The 18,193-nt window shown below is 71.5% G+C and carries 18 protein-coding genes; 14 read left to right on the plus strand and 4 right to left on the minus strand.

Features of this window, described 5'->3' with window-relative positions; translation table 11 throughout:
• Positions 1-97 precede the first annotated feature (97 nt).
• Positions 98-271, minus strand: coding sequence for a hypothetical protein (locus IEZ04_RS05350; RefSeq protein ID WP_189215508.1), 174 nt, complete (start codon positions 269-271; stop codon positions 98-100).
• Between the two features lie 475 nt (positions 272-746).
• Here IEZ04_RS05350 and IEZ04_RS05355 point away from each other — a divergent pair, with 475 nt between their 5' ends.
• The 4 genes from IEZ04_RS05355 (at position 747) to IEZ04_RS05370 (ending at position 4,380) form a co-directional block, all read left to right on the plus strand.
• On the plus strand, positions 747-1,400 hold the full coding sequence (locus tag IEZ04_RS05355) for a response regulator transcription factor (protein ID WP_093832080.1): 654 nt from the start codon (positions 747-749) through the stop codon (positions 1,398-1,400).
• A 5-nt stretch (positions 1,401-1,405) separates the two neighbouring features.
• Entirely contained in the window at positions 1,406-2,644 is a 1,239-nt protein-coding gene (locus IEZ04_RS05360) for a sensor histidine kinase (protein ID WP_189215509.1), read from the plus strand.
• A 418-nt stretch (positions 2,645-3,062) separates the two neighbouring features.
• Positions 3,063-3,359 carry a DUF4193 domain-containing protein gene (locus IEZ04_RS05365; protein WP_005481602.1) on the plus strand — a complete coding sequence of 99 codons (297 nt, stop codon included), beginning with the start codon at positions 3,063-3,065 and terminating at the stop codon, positions 3,357-3,359.
• 13 nt (positions 3,360-3,372) lie between these two features.
• Positions 3,373-4,380 (plus strand): hypothetical protein, encoded by a 1,008-nt coding sequence (locus IEZ04_RS05370; RefSeq protein ID WP_189215510.1) that lies wholly within the window; start codon positions 3,373-3,375, stop codon positions 4,378-4,380.
• Between the two features lie 69 nt (positions 4,381-4,449).
• Here the strand turns inward: IEZ04_RS05370 and IEZ04_RS05375 are convergent, their stop codons facing one another.
• Positions 4,450-4,911 carry a DUF3093 domain-containing protein gene (locus IEZ04_RS05375; protein ID WP_189215511.1) on the minus strand — a complete coding sequence of 154 codons (462 nt, stop codon included), beginning with the start codon at positions 4,909-4,911 and terminating at the stop codon, positions 4,450-4,452.
• Between the two features lie 58 nt (positions 4,912-4,969).
• Here IEZ04_RS05375 and IEZ04_RS05380 point away from each other — a divergent pair, with 58 nt between their 5' ends.
• From IEZ04_RS05380 to IEZ04_RS05415, 8 genes are all read left to right on the plus strand, one after another.
• On the plus strand, positions 4,970-5,554 hold the full coding sequence (locus IEZ04_RS05380; protein ID WP_189215512.1) for a PaaI family thioesterase: 585 nt from the start codon (positions 4,970-4,972) through the stop codon (positions 5,552-5,554).
• The gene (gene dut / locus IEZ04_RS05385) at positions 5,551-6,066 is read left to right on the plus strand and encodes a dUTP diphosphatase (RefSeq protein ID WP_189215513.1); all 516 of its coding nucleotides are present in this window, start codon (positions 5,551-5,553) and stop codon (positions 6,064-6,066) included. The genes IEZ04_RS05380 and dut overlap by 4 nt, the downstream gene beginning before the upstream one ends.
• Before the next feature lies 1 nt (position 6,067).
• Entirely contained in the window at positions 6,068-6,835 is a 768-nt protein-coding gene (locus tag IEZ04_RS05390) for a DUF3710 domain-containing protein (RefSeq protein ID WP_189215514.1), read from the plus strand.
• A gap of 335 nt (positions 6,836-7,170) precedes the next feature.
• Positions 7,171-7,881 (plus strand): ABC transporter ATP-binding protein, encoded by a 711-nt coding sequence (locus IEZ04_RS05395; RefSeq protein WP_189215515.1) that lies wholly within the window; start codon positions 7,171-7,173, stop codon positions 7,879-7,881.
• A gap of 136 nt (positions 7,882-8,017) precedes the next feature.
• Positions 8,018-10,642 carry an ATP-binding protein gene (locus IEZ04_RS05400; RefSeq protein WP_189215516.1) on the plus strand — a complete coding sequence of 875 codons (2,625 nt, stop codon included), beginning with the start codon at positions 8,018-8,020 and terminating at the stop codon, positions 10,640-10,642.
• On the plus strand, positions 10,639-11,319 hold the full coding sequence (locus IEZ04_RS05405) for a response regulator (RefSeq protein ID WP_189215517.1): 681 nt from the start codon (positions 10,639-10,641) through the stop codon (positions 11,317-11,319). Before IEZ04_RS05400 ends, IEZ04_RS05405 begins: the two co-directional genes overlap by 4 nt.
• A 91-nt stretch (positions 11,320-11,410) precedes the next feature.
• Positions 11,411-11,809 carry an OB-fold nucleic acid binding domain-containing protein gene (locus tag IEZ04_RS05410; RefSeq protein ID WP_189215518.1) on the plus strand — a complete coding sequence of 133 codons (399 nt, stop codon included), beginning with the start codon at positions 11,411-11,413 and terminating at the stop codon, positions 11,807-11,809.
• 3 nt (positions 11,810-11,812) lie between these two features.
• Positions 11,813-12,577 (plus strand): DUF3159 domain-containing protein, encoded by a 765-nt coding sequence (locus IEZ04_RS05415; protein WP_189215519.1) that lies wholly within the window; start codon positions 11,813-11,815, stop codon positions 12,575-12,577.
• An 80-nt stretch (positions 12,578-12,657) separates the two neighbouring features.
• Here IEZ04_RS05415 and IEZ04_RS05420 read toward each other — a convergent pair whose 3' ends face one another.
• The gene (locus IEZ04_RS05420; protein WP_189215520.1) at positions 12,658-13,335 is read right to left on the minus strand and encodes a potassium channel family protein; all 678 of its coding nucleotides are present in this window, start codon (positions 13,333-13,335) and stop codon (positions 12,658-12,660) included.
• The gene (locus IEZ04_RS05425; RefSeq protein WP_189215521.1) at positions 13,335-14,006 is read right to left on the minus strand and encodes a potassium channel family protein; all 672 of its coding nucleotides are present in this window, start codon (positions 14,004-14,006) and stop codon (positions 13,335-13,337) included. Before IEZ04_RS05425 ends, IEZ04_RS05420 begins: the two co-directional genes overlap by 1 nt.
• A 494-nt stretch (positions 14,007-14,500) precedes the next feature.
• On the opposite strand from IEZ04_RS05425, the gene IEZ04_RS05430 reads away from it, so the two are divergent.
• Both IEZ04_RS05430 and IEZ04_RS05435 read left to right on the plus strand, forming a co-directional pair.
• On the plus strand, positions 14,501-16,549 hold the full coding sequence (locus IEZ04_RS05430) for an APC family permease (RefSeq protein ID WP_189215522.1): 2,049 nt from the start codon (positions 14,501-14,503) through the stop codon (positions 16,547-16,549).
• A 68-nt stretch (positions 16,550-16,617) separates the two neighbouring features.
• Positions 16,618-17,946, plus strand: a complete 1,329-nt coding sequence (locus IEZ04_RS05435; protein ID WP_189215523.1) for a class I SAM-dependent RNA methyltransferase — start codon at positions 16,618-16,620, stop codon at positions 17,944-17,946.
• Positions 17,947-18,193: the final 247 nt, after the last annotated feature.

Below are 18,193 nucleotides of genomic sequence, written 5' to 3' on the forward strand. Positions count from 1 at the left end.
TCCCGTGCGCGTGAACGGCGTCCGGGACAGCACGAAGCGGGGCCCCGTCCGGATCTGCCGGGGCCCCGCTCCTTGCCGTACCGGTCGTGCCGATGGGTCAGGCGTGAGTCGCGCCCACCTCCACGCCGTGTTCGGCGGCGAGGCGGTGCAGATCGTCCAGCTCCGCCTCCTCGACCTCCGCGAGGAAGTCGTCGCCGGTCTCGCGAGCATGCGTGAGGTCGGACTCGGTCGCCCTTATGCGCTGCAGAAGTCCTGCGGTGAAAGCGTCCATGCTGCGCCCCCTCGTCCTGGGTCGTGGGTCGGTGGCACGGGGGTGTGCCGTCGGGAGGGGCGATCACGTCTCCGCTGAGTGCCCAGCGCTGCCCTGCTGGGCGGCGGCGGTGCCGGACACCCACGCCCGCCCTGCGGAAGCGGATCGCGGCGGGCCACGTGATGATGCGGCACCAGCAGAGCGTGATCGCGGGGTACAAAGCGTCCTCCCCCCGCCGACTTCCGGGGAAACCTCGACCGGACGAGAATTTCCCGCTTCCTTCCCGCTTCCGCGGCCCCGGCCGCTTCCTCCCACCCGGTACTCAGCCGGTCCGCACCGGTTCCCGTCCGGTCCTCACCCGGTTCCGCCCCCGGCTTACCGCCGACTTATGACCGAAAAGGGCAGGATGGAGGCACAGACCCAGGAAGAACCCTGCCCGCGCGCGGACGCAGTACCGCGTGCTGCCGCGTGGGCGGACACAGGAAGGACAAGGGACGTGCGCGTACTCGTCGTCGAGGACGAGCAGCTGCTCGCCGATGCGGTGGCCACCGGACTGCGCCGGGAGGCCATGGCCGTCGACGTCGTGTACGACGGCGCGGCCGCCCTCGAGCGCATCGGCGTCAACGATTACGACGTGGTGGTCCTCGACCGCGACCTCCCCCTCGTGCACGGCGACGACGTATGCCGCCGGATCGTCGAACTGGGCATGGCCACGCGCGTGCTGATGCTCACCGCGTCCGGCGACGTCAGCGACCGCGTCGAGGGCCTGGAGATCGGCGCCGACGACTACCTCCCCAAACCGTTCGCCTTCAGCGAGCTCATCGCACGTGTGCGGGCCCTCGGACGGCGTACGAGCGTGCCGCTGCCGCCCGTTCTGGAGCGCGCCGGCATCAAGCTCGACCCCAACCGCCGCGAGGTCTTCCGCGACGGCAAGGAGGTCCAGCTCGCGCCCAAGGAGTTCGCCGTCCTGGAGGTGCTGATGCGCAGCGAGGGCGCCGTCGTCTCGGCGGAGCAGTTGCTGGAGAAGGCCTGGGACGAGAACACGGACCCGTTCACCAACGTCGTGCGGGTCACCGTGATGACCCTGCGCCGCAAACTGGGCGAACCCCCGGTGATCGTGACGGTGCCCGGCTCCGGCTACCGGATCTGATCCCCGTGGTCGCCTCACCCGCGCCGCCCACGGCGCCACCGAAGCCCACCTGGGACCCCAGGAAGCCGGAGCCCCCGTTCCCCTGGCTGCGCCCGACCATCCGCATACGGCTCACGCTGCTCTACGGCGGCATGTTCCTGATCGCCGGCATCCTGCTGCTGTCGATCATCTACCTGCTGGCGGCCCAGGCCATCCAGGAGGGCAGCCTGAAGCTCAAGATCTCCGGCAGCAACATCACCGTCAGCAGTGACACCTGCCCGGGTCTCGAGAACCGCAGCATCGACGCGATCAACGCCACGCTCCAGGCGTGCAACGACATCCAGCAGCAGCATGCGCTGGACGGCCTGCTCAGCAGGTCGCTGCTCACACTGCTCGGCCTCGCCGTGATCGCGTTCGCCTTCGGGTACGCGATGGCCGGGCGCGTCCTCTCGCCGCTCGGCAGGATCACCCGCACCGCGCGCGCGGTGGCGGGCTCGGACCTGTCCCGGCGGATCGAGCTGGACGGCCCGGACGACGAGTTCAAGGAGCTGGCGGACACCTTCGACGACATGCTGGAGCGGTTGCAGCGGGCCTTCACGGCCCAGCAGCGCTTCGTCGGGAACGCCTCGCACGAGCTCAGGACACCGCTCGCGATCAACCGGACCCTCCTGGAGGTGCACCTGTCCGATCCGGGCGCCCCCGTGGAGCTGCAGCAGCTCGGCAAGACGCTGCTCGCCACGAACGAGCGCAGCGAGCAGCTCGTGGAGGGCCTGCTGCTGCTCGCCCGCAGCGACAACCAGATAGTCGAGCGCAAACCCGTGGACCTCGCGGAGGTGGCCTCCCAGGCCATCGACCAGGTGCGCAGCGAGGCGGACACCAGGAAGGTGGAGCTCCGCGTCGAGCTGGCCCCCGCGGTCGTCCAGGGCAACGGCGTGCTGCTGGAGCGCATCGCGCTGAACCTCGTCCAGAACGCCGTCCGGTACAACGTGCCGGGCCCGAACGGCTGGGTGGAGGTCAGCACCGAGGTCCAGCACGGCCAGGCGGTCCTGGTGGTGGTGAACACGGGGCCGGTGGTGCCCGCCTACGAGGTCGACAACCTCTTCGAGCCGTTCCGGCGGCTGCGCACGGAGCGCACCGGCAGCGACAAGGGAGTGGGCCTCGGCCTGTCGATCGTGCGGTCGGTGGCCCGGGCGCACGGTGGTCACATCGCCGCACAGCCACGCGAGGGAGGCGGACTCGTGATGCGCGTCACGCTGCCGACCTGAGATGCGAGCGGCCGGGTCGATCTGTCATCATGCCCGCCAACACCGGAGGATGTTCGCTTTGCGCGGAATTTTCCGGTGCCGGCGCCGAGAGGGGCGTGTGTGATCGATCACAGGGGCGATTTTCCGGCCATCCACTCTCTGTGATCATGTGACCTGTCGGAAAGTCGGGAAAATCCGGGTTTTCCGGGGCCTAGATCACGGGAAGTACACGGTGAGACGCCTTTGGCGTGCGGCATTCGGACCGTGTACGGTCCCCTTCGCCATCCAAGCCGATCACTCTTGAGGAGTCCGGTTGGGTGTCGATTGAGTAACAGACCTTGATGTGAGGCAAAATCTCCGCCTCAGGTCGGGCACAAGTCCGGCCTCTCATGCGTTACGTGCGCTGAGACACCGCAGACACCCAGAGGGGGAGAGCGACATGGCAACGGATTACGACACCCCACGCAAGACCGACGACGACGTCGACTCGGACAGCCTTGAAGAACTCAAGGCCCGGAGGAACGACAAGTCGACCTCGGCCGTCGACGTCGACGAGTTCGAGGCCGCCGAGGGCCTCGAGCTGCCCGGGGCCGACCTCTCGAACGAGGAGCTGGCCGTCCGGGTGCTGCCCAAGCAGCAGGACGAGTTCACCTGCATGAGCTGCTTCCTGGTGCACCACCGCAGCCAGCTGGCCCGTGAGAAGAACGGTCAGCCGATCTGCCGCGACTGCGACTGAGGCAGGGTCGGCCGTGACCGGCTCGACCCCTCCTTGGAAGCGCCGCCTCCGCAAGGAGGCGGACGAAGGGCCGTACGACGGCCCTCGCGGTGAGCGTGACGACGAGCGAGGCTCCCCCGACTCCGGGGTGGCCTCGCTCGAACGTGCGACCGGTGCTACGTCGGGGGACACCGGGCACCCGCACACCATGGAGAACACGCACAGCGGAAACGATCGGCCGGGGCTCCCGGCCCCGGCGGCCCCCGCCGAGCCCCCTGCCGGACGCCGCTCGGCGGTCATCGGAGGCAGGCTGCGCGAAGGGCTGAAGGCACGTGCCGGCAAGGGCCGCGGCCGGGCCAGAGCGGGCCTCGCGTACCTCGCCGACCGACTGATCGAGACGGCCCCGCGCATCCCCGTACGGGATCTCGCGACCCTGCGCCGGCAGTTCCCGGGCCTGGGTCCCGAGCAGATCGCGGACAAGCTGGTCGCCGGAGCGGCGAACGCCTCGTCCGCGGTCGGCGCCGGTATCGGGGCGGTGGCCATGATGCCGGTGCCGCCGGCGATGCCCACGGAGCTGGCCGCCGAGATCACCGGCGTGGCCGCGATCGAGCTGAAGCTGATCGCCGAGCTGCACGAGGTCTACGGGCAGCGGCCGCCGGGGAACCTGAAGGAGCGCAGCACCGCCTACCTGGGCTCCTGGTCCGGGGAGCGCGGCATCGACGTGACCAGGCCCGCGACCTTCAACGCGGCGCTCGGCAGCCAGATGAAGCGGGAACTGCGACAGCAGATCATGAAGCGCATGGTGCGCAACCTGCCGAACCTGATGCCCTTCATGGTGGGGGCCGCGGTCGGCGCGGTGATGAACCGGCGCGACACCAAGCACCTCGCCGAGCGCATCAGGAAGGATTTGCGCAGGAACCAGGTGCCCTGGGAGGCGCTGCGCGAGCTGCCCGCGCTGGAGGGACCGGCGGACCCCCTGGAGCTGGAGGAGGCGCCGAAGAAGCCCGGCCGCTGGGGAGGGTTCCGCTCGGCCTCCGACTGAGTGCCGGCGCCCGCCTCCCGGCGGCGCCCGGCGCCTTCGGGAGCCCGCGCTCCCGAAGGGCCCGACGGCTCACGCGGCGGTGCGCGCCGCCTCCAGGGCCGCGGCCAGCCGCTCCGGCTCCCGCGTCGACAGGTACAGGTACGGGGTCGGGTCCTCGGGGTCGGTGACCGGGACGCGGACCGCCCAGGGGACGTAGGCCCGCAGGAGCATGAACGCGCGCGGGTCGGCCTTGTGCATGCGCCAGGCGCGGGCCTCCTCCGGGTCCAGCACCTCGGCGTCCCCCAGCGCCGACACCGGGATCTTCGCCTCGCCCGCGACCAGGACGTCCCCGACCACCCGGATGCGGACGGAGCCGTACGAGCTGGCCGCGACCGCCGCGACCGCCGTGCCGCCGGCCAGGCCGCCCAGCATGGGCAGCACGCCGAAGGGGAGCAGGACCAGCGCCATGGAGACCCCGACCAGCAGGGAGATCAGCCACCAGGAGCGGGGGGCGGTGAGACGTTCTTCGTACGGCGACGCGGAGGGCTGCATGAGGTCAAGCTTGGCACGGTGTCGGGCGGCCGCCCGCGCGCGGGTAAGGTCTGCGCCTGTGAGTGGTACTTCCGCAGCCCTGACCCCGCCGGCCGACGCGCAGACGCCGGTGCGGCACCCCGACGCCCCCGCCCCCGGCGAGCTGCTCGGCGCGCACTACGAGCAGTGTTTCGGCTGCGGTGGCGGACAGCCGCACGGGCTGCACCTGGAGGCCCGGGCCGCGGACGGCGTCGCCCTCACCGCCGAGTTCACCGTGCAGCCCGCCCACCAGGGCGCTCCCGGCCTCGCCCACGGCGGCGTCCTCGCGGCCGCGCTCGACGAGGCCCTCGGCTCGCTCAACTGGCTGCTGCGCACCATCGCCGTGACCGGCCGGCTGGAGACGGACTTCCTGCTGCCGGTCCCCGTCGGCACGACCCTCCACCTGGAGGCCGAGGTCACCGCGGTGGCCGGACGGAAGATCTACGCGGTCGCCACCGGACGCGTCGGCGCCCCCGACGGGCCCGTGGCCGTGCGCGCCGACGCCCTCTTCGTCGAGGTGAAGGTCGACCACTTCGTCGAGCACGGCCGCCCGGCGGAGATCCAGGCGGTCATGGACGACCCGGACCAGCTGCGCCGCGTCCGCGCCCTTGAGGTGAACCCGTGAGCCGTACCCCGCTGGAGGTACTCGTCCGGCGCGTCGACCCCGACGTACCCCTCCCCGCGTACGCCCACCCCGGTGACGCCGGTGCCGATCTGCGCACCACCGAGGCCCGTGTGCTGGCGCCCGGGGAGCGGGCGGTGCTGCCCACGGGGGTGGCGATCGCCCTGCCCGAGGGGTACGCGGCCTTCGTGCACCCGCGCTCCGGTCTCGCCGCCCGCTGCGGTGTCGCCCTCGTGAATGCCCCGGGGACGGTTGATGCCGGGTACCGTGGGGAGATCAAGGTGATCGTGGTGAATCTCGACCCGCACGAGCCGGTGCGGTTCGAGCGTTTCGACCGGATCGCCCAACTGGTCGTCCAGCAGGTCGAGAAGGTGCGCTTCCAGGAGGCGGCGGAGCTTCCCGGCTCGGCCCGGGCCGAGGGTGGCTTCGGGTCCACCGGCGGTCATGCCGCCGTGGGCGGCACAACGGGTGGGAATCGATACGCTTCGGTCGTATCCGACCGGGAAGGACAGTGACGTGTTCGGACGTCGCAAGAAGAAGGGCTCCGCCGAGGACGCGGCGGGCGCGGCGGGCGAGGCCGAGCAGGTCGTCGACGGCGTCGACGCTGAGGCGGACGAGGTCGGGCGGGAGCGCGTACGCCTGGAGCCCGAGCCCCGCCCCGACGGGCCCTGGGACAGCTCCGAGGTGCGCGAGCCCGGCGAGGGCCGCGTGGACCTCGGCGGCCTCTTCGTGCCCGGGGTCGACGGCATGGAGCTGCGGGTGGAGGTCGCCGGTGACGCCATCGTCGCGGCGACCGTCGTGCTGAGAGAGAGCGCCATCCAGCTGCAGGCCTTCGCCGCGCCCAAGCGCGAGGGCATCTGGGGCGAGGTGCGCGAGGAGATCGCCTCCGGCATCACCCAGCAGGGCGGTGTCATCGAGGAGGTCGAGGGCCCGCTGGGCTGGGAGCTGCGGGCCCAGGTGCCGGTGCAGCTCCCGGACGGCACGGGCGGCTTCCAGGTCGTCCGGTTCGTCGGCGTGGACGGGCCGCGCTGGTTCCTGCGCGGTGTGATCTCCGGCCGCGGCGCCGTGGAGCCGCAGACCGCGGGGCTGCTGGAGCAGATCTTCCGCGACACGGTCGTCGTGCGCGGCGAGGGCCCGATGGCCCCCCGCGACCCGATCGTCCTCAAGCTGCCGAACGACGCCCAGATGGTGCCCGAGGGCGTCCAGCAGGAGGAGCAGGGCTCGCGCTTCGCGGGCGGCATGAGCAGGCTGCAGCGCGGACCGGAGATCACGGAGGTCCGGTAGGGCCTGTCGTTCAATCCCCGTCTGCCTCGCGACGCCGGGCACGCACTCTCGCCGCACCGGGCGAAGCCCGAGCACGCCAGTACGAGGACGTTTGCCTGGCACTCCCAGCCTCCGGCCGGGGGACCCCCGGAGCACGCACCAGACGCCGCGAGGCCGCCCTGCGGGCGACGACGGGAATCCGACGACAGGCCCTGGCCCGCGCACGGCGGGCGAGGCGGAGCCGCACACCGCACGGGCCGTACCCCGGAAGGGGCGCGGCCCGTCGCCGTGCCCGGCTGTTGATCGGCGGGACGCCCGGTGGCCATACTGGCGGCCGGCCGACGGGGGAGGGGCTCATGGCGGACACGACCGTGACGGGCGCGACGGTGACGGACACGATGGTGCGCGTCGAGAACGTGCACCGCTCGTACGGGACCGGAGCCGCCGCCGTGCACGCGCTGCGCGGCGTCCGCCTCGACGTGCCGCGCGGCGAGCTGGTCGCCCTGAAGGGACGCTCCGGAGCCGGGAAGACCACCCTGCTGAACCTCGTCGGCGGGCTCGACGAACCGGACGAGGGACGGATCACCGTGGACGGGCTCGACCTGTCCACGCTCGGCGAGGACGGGCTGCTGCGGCTGCGCCGGGACCGGATCGGGTTCGTGTTCCAGTCGTTCGGGCTCATCCCCATCCTCACGGCCGCCGAGAACGTGGGAGTGCCCCTGCGACTGCGCCGCGCGGACCCGCGCGAGCGGGAGGAGCGTGTCGAGCTGCTGCTGTCCCTGGTGGGCCTCGCCGACCACGCACGGCAGCGGCCCGGTGAGCTGTCCGGCGGCCAGCAGCAGCGCGTGGCCATCGCCCGCGCGCTCGCCAACAACCCCTCGCTCCTCATCGCCGACGAGCCCACCGGCCAGCTGGACGCGGAGACCGGTCACGCCGTCATGGAACTGCTGCGCGCCGTCGTCCGCAGCGAGCGGGTCACCGCGCTGGTCGCCACCCACGACCCCACACTCCTCGACCTCGCCGACCGGGTGCTGGAACTGCGGGACGGGGAGGTCGTGGCCCACTGAGACGGGGCCTGCCACCCCGTCGCGTCAGGGTTGCGTCAAGGACGGCTCCCGGCCCGTCCCCACCTCGCCTTCGCCGTGGCAGTGGGCCTTAGGGTCGACGCTGCGTACACAGGTGTGACGGGAAGACAATGGGGCCATGGCACGCGGCACGCTTCGGATCTACCTCGGCGCGGCACCGGGCGTCGGCAAGACGTACGCCATGCTCTCCGAGGCGCACCGCCGGGTGGAGCGCGGCACCGACTGCGTCGTCGCCTTCGTGGAGGACCACGGCCGGCCGCGCACCCAGGTGCTGCTGCACGGCCTGGAACAGGTCCCCCGCAGGGAGATCGAGTACCGGGACGCCGTCTTCACCGAGATGGACGTCGACGCCGTGCTGCGCCGCGCCCCCGCCGTCGCCCTGGTGGACGAACTCGCCCACACCAACGTGCCCGGCTCCCGCAACGAGAAGCGCTGGCAGGACGTCGAGGAACTGCTCGCCGCGGGCATCGACGTCATCTCCACGGTCAACATCCAGCACCTGGAGTCCCTCGGTGACGTCGTCGAGTCGATAACCGGCGTACGGCAGCGGGAGACCGTCCCGGACGAGACGGTGCGCCGGGCCGACCAGGTCGAACTCGTCGACATGTCGCCCCAGGCGCTGCGCCGCCGCATGGCGCACGGCAACGTCTACCAGCCCGACAAGATCGACGCGGCCCTCTCCAACTACTTCCGCCCCGGCAACCTCACCGCCCTGCGCGAGCTGGCGCTGCTGTGGGTGGCCGACCGGGCCGACGAGTACCTCACCGAGTACCGCAGCCGGCACCGGGTGTCGAAGATCTGGGGCTCCCGGGAACGCATCGTGGTCGGCCTGACCGGCGGCCCGGAGGGACGGACCCTGATCCGGCGGGCCGCCCGCCTCGCGGAGAAGGGCGCGGGCGGCGAGGTCATAGCCGTCTACATCGCCCGCAGCGACGGACTGACCTCGGCCTCCCCGAAGGAACTGGCCGTCCAGCGCACCCTGGTCGAGAACCTCGGCGGCACCTTCCACCACGTGATCGGCGACGACATCCCGGCCGCGCTGCTCGACTTCGCCCGCGGGGCCAACGCCACCCAGATCGTCCTGGGCTCCTCGCGCCGCAAGACCTGGCAGTACGTGTTCGGGCCGGGCGTCGGCGCCACGGTCGCCCGGTACTCGGGACCCGACCTCGACGTCCACATCGTCACCCACGACGAGGTCGCCCGGGGGCGCGGACTGCCCGTCGCCCGGGGCGCACGGCTCGGCCGGGCCCGCATCCTGTGGGGCTGGTTCGTGGGCGTGGCCGGTCCGCTGCTGCTCGCGCTGCTGCTGAGCACCGTCGACCTCGGCCTCGCCAACGACATGCTGCTCTTCCTGGCGCTGACCGTGGCGGCGGCCCTGCTCGGCGGGCTGCTGCCGGCCATGGCCTCGGCGGCGTTCGGCTCGTTCCTGCTGAACTACTACTACACGCCGCCCCTGCACCAGCTCACCATCGCCGACCCCAAGAACATCGTCGCCATCGCGATCTTCGTCGGGGTCGGCATCTCGGTGGCCTCCGTGGTGGACCTGGCCGCCCGGCGCACCCACCAGGCGGCCCGGCTGCGCGCCGAGGCGGAGATCCTCTCCTTCCTGGCGGGCAGCGTGCTGCGCGGCGAGAACAGCCTGGAGGCGCTCCTGGAACGGGTCCGGGAGACCTTCGGCATGGACTCGGTGGCGCTGCTGGAACGCACGGGCGACCGCGACCCGTGGACCTGCGCGGGCCGCTCGGGCACCCGGAAGCCGGTGACGCGGCCCGAGGACGCGGACGTGGACGTCCCCGTCGGCGACCACATGGCGCTCGCCCTGTGCGGGCGCGTGCTGCCCGCCTCCGACCGCCGGGTCCTCGGCGCGTTCGCCGCCCAGGCCGCCGTCGTCCTGGACCGCCAGCGCCTCCAGCACGAGGCCGAGCGGGCCCGCGCCCTCGACGAGGGCAACCGCATCCGCACCGCGCTGCTCGCCGCCGTCAGCCACGACCTGCGCACCCCGCTGGCCGCGATCAAGGCCGCGGTGTCCTCGCTGCGCTCCGACGACGTGGCCTGGTCCGAGGAGGACCAGGCCGAGCTGCTGGCCGCCATCGAGGAGGGCGCCGACCGGCTCGACCACCTCGTGGGCAACCTCCTGGACATGTCCCGCCTGCAGACCGGCACCGTCACCCCGCTGATCCGCGGCACGGACCTCGACGAGGTGGTGCCCATGGCGCTCGGCGGCATCCCCGAGGACAGCGTGGAGCTCGACGTCCCCGAGACGCTGCCCATGGTCGCCGTGGACGCCGGGCTGCTGGAACGGGCGGTCGCCAACGTCGTCGAGAACGCCGTCAAGTACAGCCCCGCCGGCCGGCGCGTCCTGGTCGCCGCCAGCGCGCACGCCGGGCGCGTGGAGTTGCGCGTGGTCGACCGCGGCCCCGGCGTCCCCGACGAGGCCAAGGACCGCATCTTCGCGCCCTTCCAGCGCCACGGCGACGCCCCGCGCGGCGCGGGCGTCGGTCTCGGGCTCGCGGTGGCGCGCGGCTTCGCCGAGGCGATGGACGGCACGCTCAACGCAGAGGACACCCCCGGCGGCGGACTCACCATGGTGCTCACCCTCCGCGCGGTGGACGGCCCCGACGCCCCCGCCCGCGACGCACACGAAGAACACCACGCACACGAAGAACACCACGCGCACGAAAAACGCGACGCACACGAAGAGCGCGACGCACACGAAGAACCGGAAAGGCAGGCAGCCTCATGACCAGGGTGCTCGTGGTCGACGACGAGCCGCAGATCGTGCGTGCCCTCGTGATCAACCTGAAGGCACGCGCGTACGAGGTCGACTCGGCACCCGACGGTGCCACCGCGCTCCGGCTCGCCGCCGACCGCCACCCCGACGTCGTCGTCCTGGACCTCGGGCTGCCCGACATGGACGGCGTCGACGTGATCAGAGGCCTGCGCGGCTGGAGCCGGGTGCCGATCCTGGTGCTGTCCGCCCGGCACTCCTCCGACGAGAAGGTGCAGGCGCTCGACGCGGGCGCCGACGACTACGTCACCAAGCCCTTCGGCATGGACGAGCTGCTCGCCCGGCTCCGCGCCGCGGTCCGCCGGGCCGAACCCACCGGCGGTGGCGAGGACGACCTCGTGGAGACCGACGGGTTCACCGTCGACCTCGCCGCGAAGAAGGTCAACCGGGGCGGCAAGGACGTACGGCTGACGCCCACGGAGTGGCATCTGCTGGAGGTGCTGGTGCACAACGCCGGCCGTCTGGTCAGCCAGAAGCAGCTGCTCCAGGAGGTGTGGGGGCCGTCGTACGGGACGGAGACCAACTACCTGCGGGTCTACATGGCCCAGCTGCGCCGGAAGCTGGAGGCCGACCCGTCGCACCCGCGGCACTTCATCACCGAGCCGGGGATGGGTTACCGCTTCGAGAAATAGCGCGCGGGGCCCAGGAGGTCCCCGTGCGTGAGGGAGCGCATGTGGGCGCGCTCGTCCGACCGGTGTGGACGGCCCCCGGTACGCTTTCGGTATGAGCCCTGTTCCTCGTCCCGAAAAGCCGGCGGGCCGGTTCCGTCGTATGCTCGGCCGGCTCTCCTCCTCCCAGGAGGACCTGGAGTCGGAGGAGCTGCGGGAGGACACGGAGACGGCCGGCTGCACCCGCATCGGTGACTGCCGGGACCGTGAGATCGTCACCGTCACGGGCACCCTGCGCACGGTCACGCTGCGTCCGCGGGCCGGGGTTCCCGCCCTGGAGGCCGAGCTGTTCGACGGTACGGCCGCCCTCGACGTGGTGTGGCTCGGCAGACGTTCCATCGTCGGGATAGAACCGGGGCGCAAACTGATCGCATCCGGCCGGATCTCGATGAGCCGGGGCCGTAGGGTGCTGTTCAATCCGAAATACGAACTCAGACCGCTCGGACGGGAGTAGCCGGTGACGTCCCTCGACAAGCCGACCGAAGCCGCAGCCGATACGCAGGAGGACAGGCGCGACGACAAGGCGGTGACGGAGGCCGCTCTGTTCGAGGCGTTCGGCGGTGTCCGCGGCATGGTCGAGACCGTGCTGCCGGGCCTGCTCTTCGTCACGATCTACACGATCAACAAGGACCTGCACAGCTCGGCCATCGCGGCCCTCGCCGTGTCGCTGGTCCTGGTCGCGGTGCGGCTGGCCATGAAGGACACCTTCAAGCACGCCTTCAGCGGCGTCTTCGGGGTCGCCTTCGGCGTGGTCTTCGCGATGATGACCGACAACGCCAAGGACTTCTACCTGCCGGGCATGCTCTACACGCTCGGCCTCGGCCTCGCGTACATCATCACCACGCTCGCCGGAGTGCCGCTGCTCGGCCTGGTCCTCGGCCCGGTCTTCAAGGAGAACCTCTCCTGGCGCACCCGCAACCCGGGCCGCAAGAAGGCGTACGCGAAGGCCAGCTACGCCTGGGGCCTGATCCTGCTCGGCAAGTGCGCGATCCTCTTCCCGCTGTACTGGTGGGCCGACACCACCCAGCTCGGCTGGGTCCTGGTGGCGCTGAAGATCCCGCCGTTCCTGCTGGCGGTCTGGTTCACCTGGCTGTTCCTGGCCAAGGCGCCCGCGCCGATCGACGTCTTCGCCGAGATGGAGGCGGAGGAGCGCGCGGAGAAGGAGCGCGAGAGGCAGCGCGAGGCGGAGCGCCGGGCCGCGGAGGCCGCGGAGCGGCCGTAGGCGTCCGGACGGCACGAGTACGTGAGTGGGGGCGCCCTGAACCGTTCAGGGCGCCCCCACTCACGTACACCGTGCCCGGGTCAGCGCGAGGCGTCCTCGCGCCGTACCGACAGCAGGTCCTCCAGCTGCTCCTCGCGGGCCTGCGCGGCCACGAAGAGGAGTTCGTCGCCCGTCTCCAGGGAGTCCTCCTGGGTCGGGGTGAGCACCCGGGTGCCGCGGATGATCGTGACCAGGGAGGTGTCCTCGGGCCACTCCACGTCACCGACCCGGGTGCCGGCCAGGGCGGACTCCGGGGGCAGGGTCAGCTCGACGAGGTTGGCGTCGCCGTGGCTGAAGCGGAGCAGCCGTACCAGGTCGCCGACGCTCACCGCCTCCTCGACCAGGGCCGACATCAGACGCGGGGTGGAGACGGCCACGTCCACGCCCCAGGCCTCGGTGAAGAGCCACTCGTTCTTGGGGTTGTTGACGCGGGCGACGACGCGCGGAACCCCGTACTCCGTCTTCGCCAGCAGCGACACGACCAGGTTGACCTTGTCGTCGCCGGTGGCGGCGATGACGACGTTGCAGCGCTGGAGCGCCGCCTCGTCGAGGGAGGTGATCTCGCAGGCGTCGGCGAGCAGCCACTCCGCCTGGGGCACGCGTTCGACCGAGATGGCCGTCGGCGCCTTGTCGACGAGCAGGACCTCGTGGCCGTTCTCCAGCAGTTCGCCCGCGATCGAGCGGCCGACCGCCCCGGCTCCGGCAATGGCGACCCTCATCAGCGACCGCCCTCCTCGGAAGGACCCTCGGCGAAGGCCGCCTCGACCTTCTCGATGTCGTCCGTGCGCATCATCACGTGCACCAGGTCACCCTCCTGCAGCACCGTCTGGGAGGTGGGCAGGATCGCCTCGCCCAGCCGGGTCAGGAACGCGACCCGGACACCGGTCTCCTCCTGGAGCCTGCTGATCCGCTGGCCCACCCAGGCCGCCGACGCGTGCACCTCGGCGAGCTGCACCCCGCCCGTGGGGTCCCGCCACAGCGGCTCGGCCCCCGAGGGCAGCAGCCGGCGCAGCATCTGGTCGGCGGTCCAGCGGACCGTGGCGACCGTCGGGATGCCCAGGCGCTGGTACACCTCGGCGCGGCGGGGGTCGTAGATGCGCGCCGCCACGTTCTCGATGCCGAACATCTCGCGGGCCACACGGGCGGCGATGATGTTGGAATTGTCACCGCTGGAGACCGCGGCGAACGCGCCCGCGTCCTCGATGCCCGCCTCGCGCAGGGTGTCCTGGTCGAAGCCGATGCCGGTGACGCGACGGCCGCCGAAACCGGAGCCCAGTCGTCGGAAGGCGGTGGGGTCCCGGTCGATCACCGCGACCGTGTGCCCCTGATGCTCCAGGGTCTGGGCAAGAGCGGAGCCCACTCTTCCGCAGCCCATGATGACGATGTGCACGACCGTCCTTCCGGTGTCGATGATTCCTGCGCAGCCGACACGTCAGACGCGGCAACGCCGGACAACAGGGTCTCAGACCGACGCCCAAGCTACACACGCGCGGTCGGCCCGTGGCACCCCTGTGCGGGCCCCGCCGGCCGCCGCTCAGCGGCGGCTGATGCTGCGGACGCTGAGCAGGGTGAGGACACCGAGCCCGACGAGTGCGGCGGCCGCACCGAGCAACTCCGCGGTGGCGTGCGTCATTGGATCTCCAAGGAAGCAAGGGAGGAAAAGGAAGGGCAGTAGGGGAAGAGGAGCGGAGGAAAAGGTTCAGTCATGCGCAAGGAAAGTTTTTGTCATATAGACACGCCCGTGCGGCGTGCGCCGGAATCAGCGGCCGCTCGCGTACCCCGATTCACCCGGTAAGCAGACGTACGCACCCCCGTCGCCGGGGCGACGAGCCGGGTGCGGGGGAGGCTGGGCGCCCCGCGTCCTGACGGCTTACGATCCCTTGCGTGTCCAAACTGACCGACGTGCCCAAACGAATCCTCATCGGGCGCGCACTGCGCAGTGACCGGCTCGGGGAAACGCTCCTGCCGAAGCGCATCGCTCTTCCTGTCTTCGCCTCCGACCCGCTCTCCTCCGTGGCCTACGCCCCGGGGGAGGTGCTGCTGGTCCTGTCCATCGCGGGTGTGTCCGCGTACCACTTCAGCCCGTGGATCGCCCTTGCGGTCGTGGTGCTGATGTTCACCGTGGTGGCCTCCTACCGGCAGAACGTGCACGCCTACCCGAGCGGCGGCGGCGACTACGAGGTGGCGAACACCAACCTCGGCCCGAGGGCCGGCCTCACCGTGGCGAGCGCCCTGCTCGTCGACTACGTGCTGACCGTCGCCGTCTCCATCTCCTCCGGCGTGGAGAACCTCGGCTCGGCCGTCCCCTTCGTCGTCGAGCACAAGGTGCTCTGCGCCATCGGCATCATCGTGCTGCTGACGCTGATGAACCTGCGCGGGGTGCGGGAGTCCGGGAAGCTCTTCGCCATCCCGACGTACGTGTTCGTCGCCGGTGTCTTCATCATGATCGTCTGGGGTGCCTTCCGCGGTCTCGTCCTCGGCGACACCATGAGCGCCCCCACCGCCGACCTGGAGATCGCGCCCGAGCACCAGGGGCTCGCCGGCTTCGCCATGGTCTTCCTGCTGCTGCGGGCCTTCTCCTCCGGCTGCGCCGCGCTCACCGGTGTCGAGGCGATCTCCAACGGCGTGCCCGCCTTCCGCAAGCCGAAGTCCCGCAACGCGGCGACCACGCTGGCGATGATGGGCCTGCTCGCCGTCACCATGTTCTGCGGCATCATCGGCCTGGCCCTGGCGACCGGCGTCCGCATGGCCGAGACCCCCGCCCACGACCTGCTCCGCGACGGTGTCCCGGTCGGCGACGGCTACGTCCAGAACCCGGTGATCACCCAGGTGGCCGCGGCCGTCTTCGGCGACGGCACGTTCTTCTTCGTGCTCCTGGCCGCCGCCACCGCGCTCGTGCTGTTCCTCGCGGCCAACACCGCGTACAACGGCTTCCCGCTGCTCGGCTCGATCCTCGCCCAGGACCGCTACCTGCCGCGCCAGCTGCACACCCGCGGCGACCGGCTCGCCTTCTCCAACGGCATCGTGCTGCTCGCGGGCGCCGCCGCGCTGCTGGTGTGGATCTACGGCGCCGACTCCACGCGGCTCATCCAGCTCTACATCGTGGGCGTCTTCGTCTCCTTCACCCTCAGCCAGATCGGCATGGTGCGGCACTGGAACCGCCACCTGGCAGGCGAGAAGGACCCGGCCAGGCGCCGCCACATGGTCCGCTCCCGCGCCATCAACGCCTTCGGCGCCTTCTTCACGGGGCTCGTCCTGGTGGTCGTCCTCGTCACCAAGTTCTCGCACGGCGCGTGGGTCGCCCTGCTCGGCATGGTGATCTTCTACGCGACGATGTCGGTGATCCGCCGGCACTACGACCGGGTGGCCGACGAGATCGCCGCGCCGGACGAGCCGCAGGACGACGTCGTACGGCCCTCGCGCGTGCACTCGGTGGTCCTGGTCTCCAAGGTCCACCGCCCCACCCTCCGCGCCCTGTCCTACGCCAAGGTGATGCGCTCGCACACCCTGGAGGCGCTCAGCGTCAACGTCGACGCCGCCGAGACCAAGGCGCTCCGGGACGAGTGGGTCCGGCGCGGCATCGACGTCCCCCTGAAGGTCCTCGACTCGCCGTACCGGGAGATCACCCGGCCCGTCATCGAGTACGTCAAGAGCCTGCGCCGCGAGTCGCCGCGGGACGTGGTCTCCGTGGTCATCCCCGAGTACGTGGTCGGCCACTGGTACGAGCACCTGCTGCACAACCAGAGCGCGCTGCGCCTCAAGAGCCGGCTGCTGTTCACCCCGGGGGTGATGGTCACCTCGGTGCCGTACCAGCTGGAGTCCTCGGAGGTGGCGAAGCGGCGGGCGCGCAGCCGCCAGGACTGGCACGCGCCGGGCACGGTGCGGCGCGGCCCGGCTCCCCAGCGGGACAAGGAGTCCTCGCCGACGTCGTAGACTGGTCGGCTGTTGTTCTCATCGGTTCCGCAGGTTCCCCCCTCTCGCAGCTCTGGAGTCACCCCGCCATGCAGGCAGAACAGAAGAAGTCGCTGGTGGGCCAGGAGTACGAGGTGGAGATCGGCCCCGTCGCCCACGGCGGCCACTGCATCGCCCGCACCGACTCCGGCCAGGTCCTCTTCGTCCGGCACACGCTGCCCGGCGAGCGGGTCGTCGCCCGGGTGACGGAGGGCGAGGAGGGCGCGCGCTTCCTGCGGGCCGACGCCGTCGAGATCCTGGACCCCTCCAAGGACCGCATCGAGGCCCCCTGCCCCTTCGCCGGTCCGGGCCGCTGCGGCGGCTGCGACTGGCAGCACGCCAAGCCGGGCGCCCAGCGCCGCCTCAAGGGCGAGGTCGTCGCCGAGCAGCTCCAGCGCCTCGCGGGCCTCACGCCCGAGGAGGCCGGCTGGGACGGCACGGTGATGCCGGCCGAGGGCGACAAGGTCCCGGCGGGCCAGGTGCCGTCATGGCGCACGCGCGTGAGTTACGCGGTCACCCCAGACGGCCACGCGGGCCTGCGCCGCCACCGCTCCCACGGGGTGGAGCCGATCGACCACTGCCTGATCGCCGCCGAGGGCGTCAGCGAGCTGGGCATCGAGCAGCGCGACTGGACGGGCATGGAGTCGGTCGAGGCGATCGCGGCGACGGGTTCGCAGGACCGCCAGGTGATCCTCACCCCGAAGCCGGGCGCGCGCCTGCCGATCGTGGAGCTGGACCGTCCGGTCTCGGTGATGCGCGTCGGCGAGAAGGACGGCGGCGTGCACCGCGTCCACGGCCGCCCCTTCGTACGCGAACGCGCGGACGACCGCACCTACCGCGTCGGCTCCGGCGGCTTCTGGCAGGTCCATCCGAAGGCGGCGGACACCCTGGTCAAGGCGGTCATGCAGGGCCTGCTGCCGCGCAAGGGCGACACGGCCCTGGATCTGTACTGCGGCGTGGGCCTCTTCGCCGGTGCCCTCGCCGACCGCGTCGGCGAGAAGGGCGCCGTCCTCGGCATCGAGTCCGGCAAGCGCGCGGTGGAGGACGCCCGGCACAACCTGGCCGGGTTCGACCGGGTGCGGGTGGAGCAGGGCAAGGTGGAGGCCGTACTGCCGCGCACGGGGATCACCGAGGCGGATCTGATCGTGCTGGACCCGCCGCGCTCCGGTGCGGGGAGGAAGACGGTCGAGCACCTGTCGTCGCTGGGGGCGCGGAGGATCGCGTACGTGGCGTGCGATCCGGCGGCGCTGGCGCGGGACCTGGGGTACTTCCGGGACGGGGGGTACCGGGTGCGGATGCTGCGGGTGTTCGATCTGTTTCCGATGACGCATCATGTGGAGTGCGTGGCGATTCTGGAGCCTGCTGCAAAGGGGCTCTGACCTCGGGCTTTCTTGGGTATTCCAGATGTGGTCGGTGGTGCTCGACCTGTTTCCCGAAGTGCACGATGTGGAGACTCACCGCAACCTCCTCGGCCGCCGCCGACCTGGTGTTCTATCCGTCATGCGAAGGCAGCTGATCCGGCTCGGACGGCCCGGCCTCGCGTCTGTGGCACGTGGTCTTGACGCTCGATCCACGCTCGTTCTGACGGCTGGTCAGTGAGGCTGCCGCCGGACGAGCCGGACGAGC

This window comes from Streptomyces ruber, assembly GCF_014648075.1.
GTDB lineage: Bacteria > Actinomycetota > Actinomycetes > Streptomycetales > Streptomycetaceae > Streptomyces > Streptomyces ruber.

Excerpts from the sequence above, each read along its gene's own strand:
- IEZ04_RS05375 (WP_189215511.1), bottom strand. The coding sequence starts at position 4,911 with ATGCAGCCCTCCGCGTCGCCGTACGAAGAACGTCTCACCGCCCCCCGC.
- IEZ04_RS05350 (WP_189215508.1), bottom strand. The coding sequence starts at position 271 with ATGGACGCTTTCACCGCAGGACTTCTGCAGCGCATAAGGGCGACCGAG.
- IEZ04_RS05365 (WP_005481602.1), top strand. The coding sequence starts at position 3,063 with ATGGCAACGGATTACGACACCCCACGCAAGACCGACGACGACGTCGAC.
- IEZ04_RS05410 (WP_189215518.1), top strand. The coding sequence starts at position 11,411 with ATGAGCCCTGTTCCTCGTCCCGAAAAGCCGGCGGGCCGGTTCCGTCGT.
- IEZ04_RS05400 (WP_189215516.1), top strand. The coding sequence starts at position 8,018 with ATGGCACGCGGCACGCTTCGGATCTACCTCGGCGCGGCACCGGGCGTC.
- IEZ04_RS05420 (WP_189215520.1), bottom strand. The coding sequence starts at position 13,335 with ATGAGGGTCGCCATTGCCGGAGCCGGGGCGGTCGGCCGCTCGATCGCG.
- IEZ04_RS05395 (WP_189215515.1), top strand. The coding sequence starts at position 7,171 with ATGGCGGACACGACCGTGACGGGCGCGACGGTGACGGACACGATGGTG.
- IEZ04_RS05435 (WP_189215523.1), top strand. The coding sequence starts at position 16,618 with ATGCAGGCAGAACAGAAGAAGTCGCTGGTGGGCCAGGAGTACGAGGTG.
- IEZ04_RS05405 (WP_189215517.1), top strand. The coding sequence starts at position 10,639 with ATGACCAGGGTGCTCGTGGTCGACGACGAGCCGCAGATCGTGCGTGCC.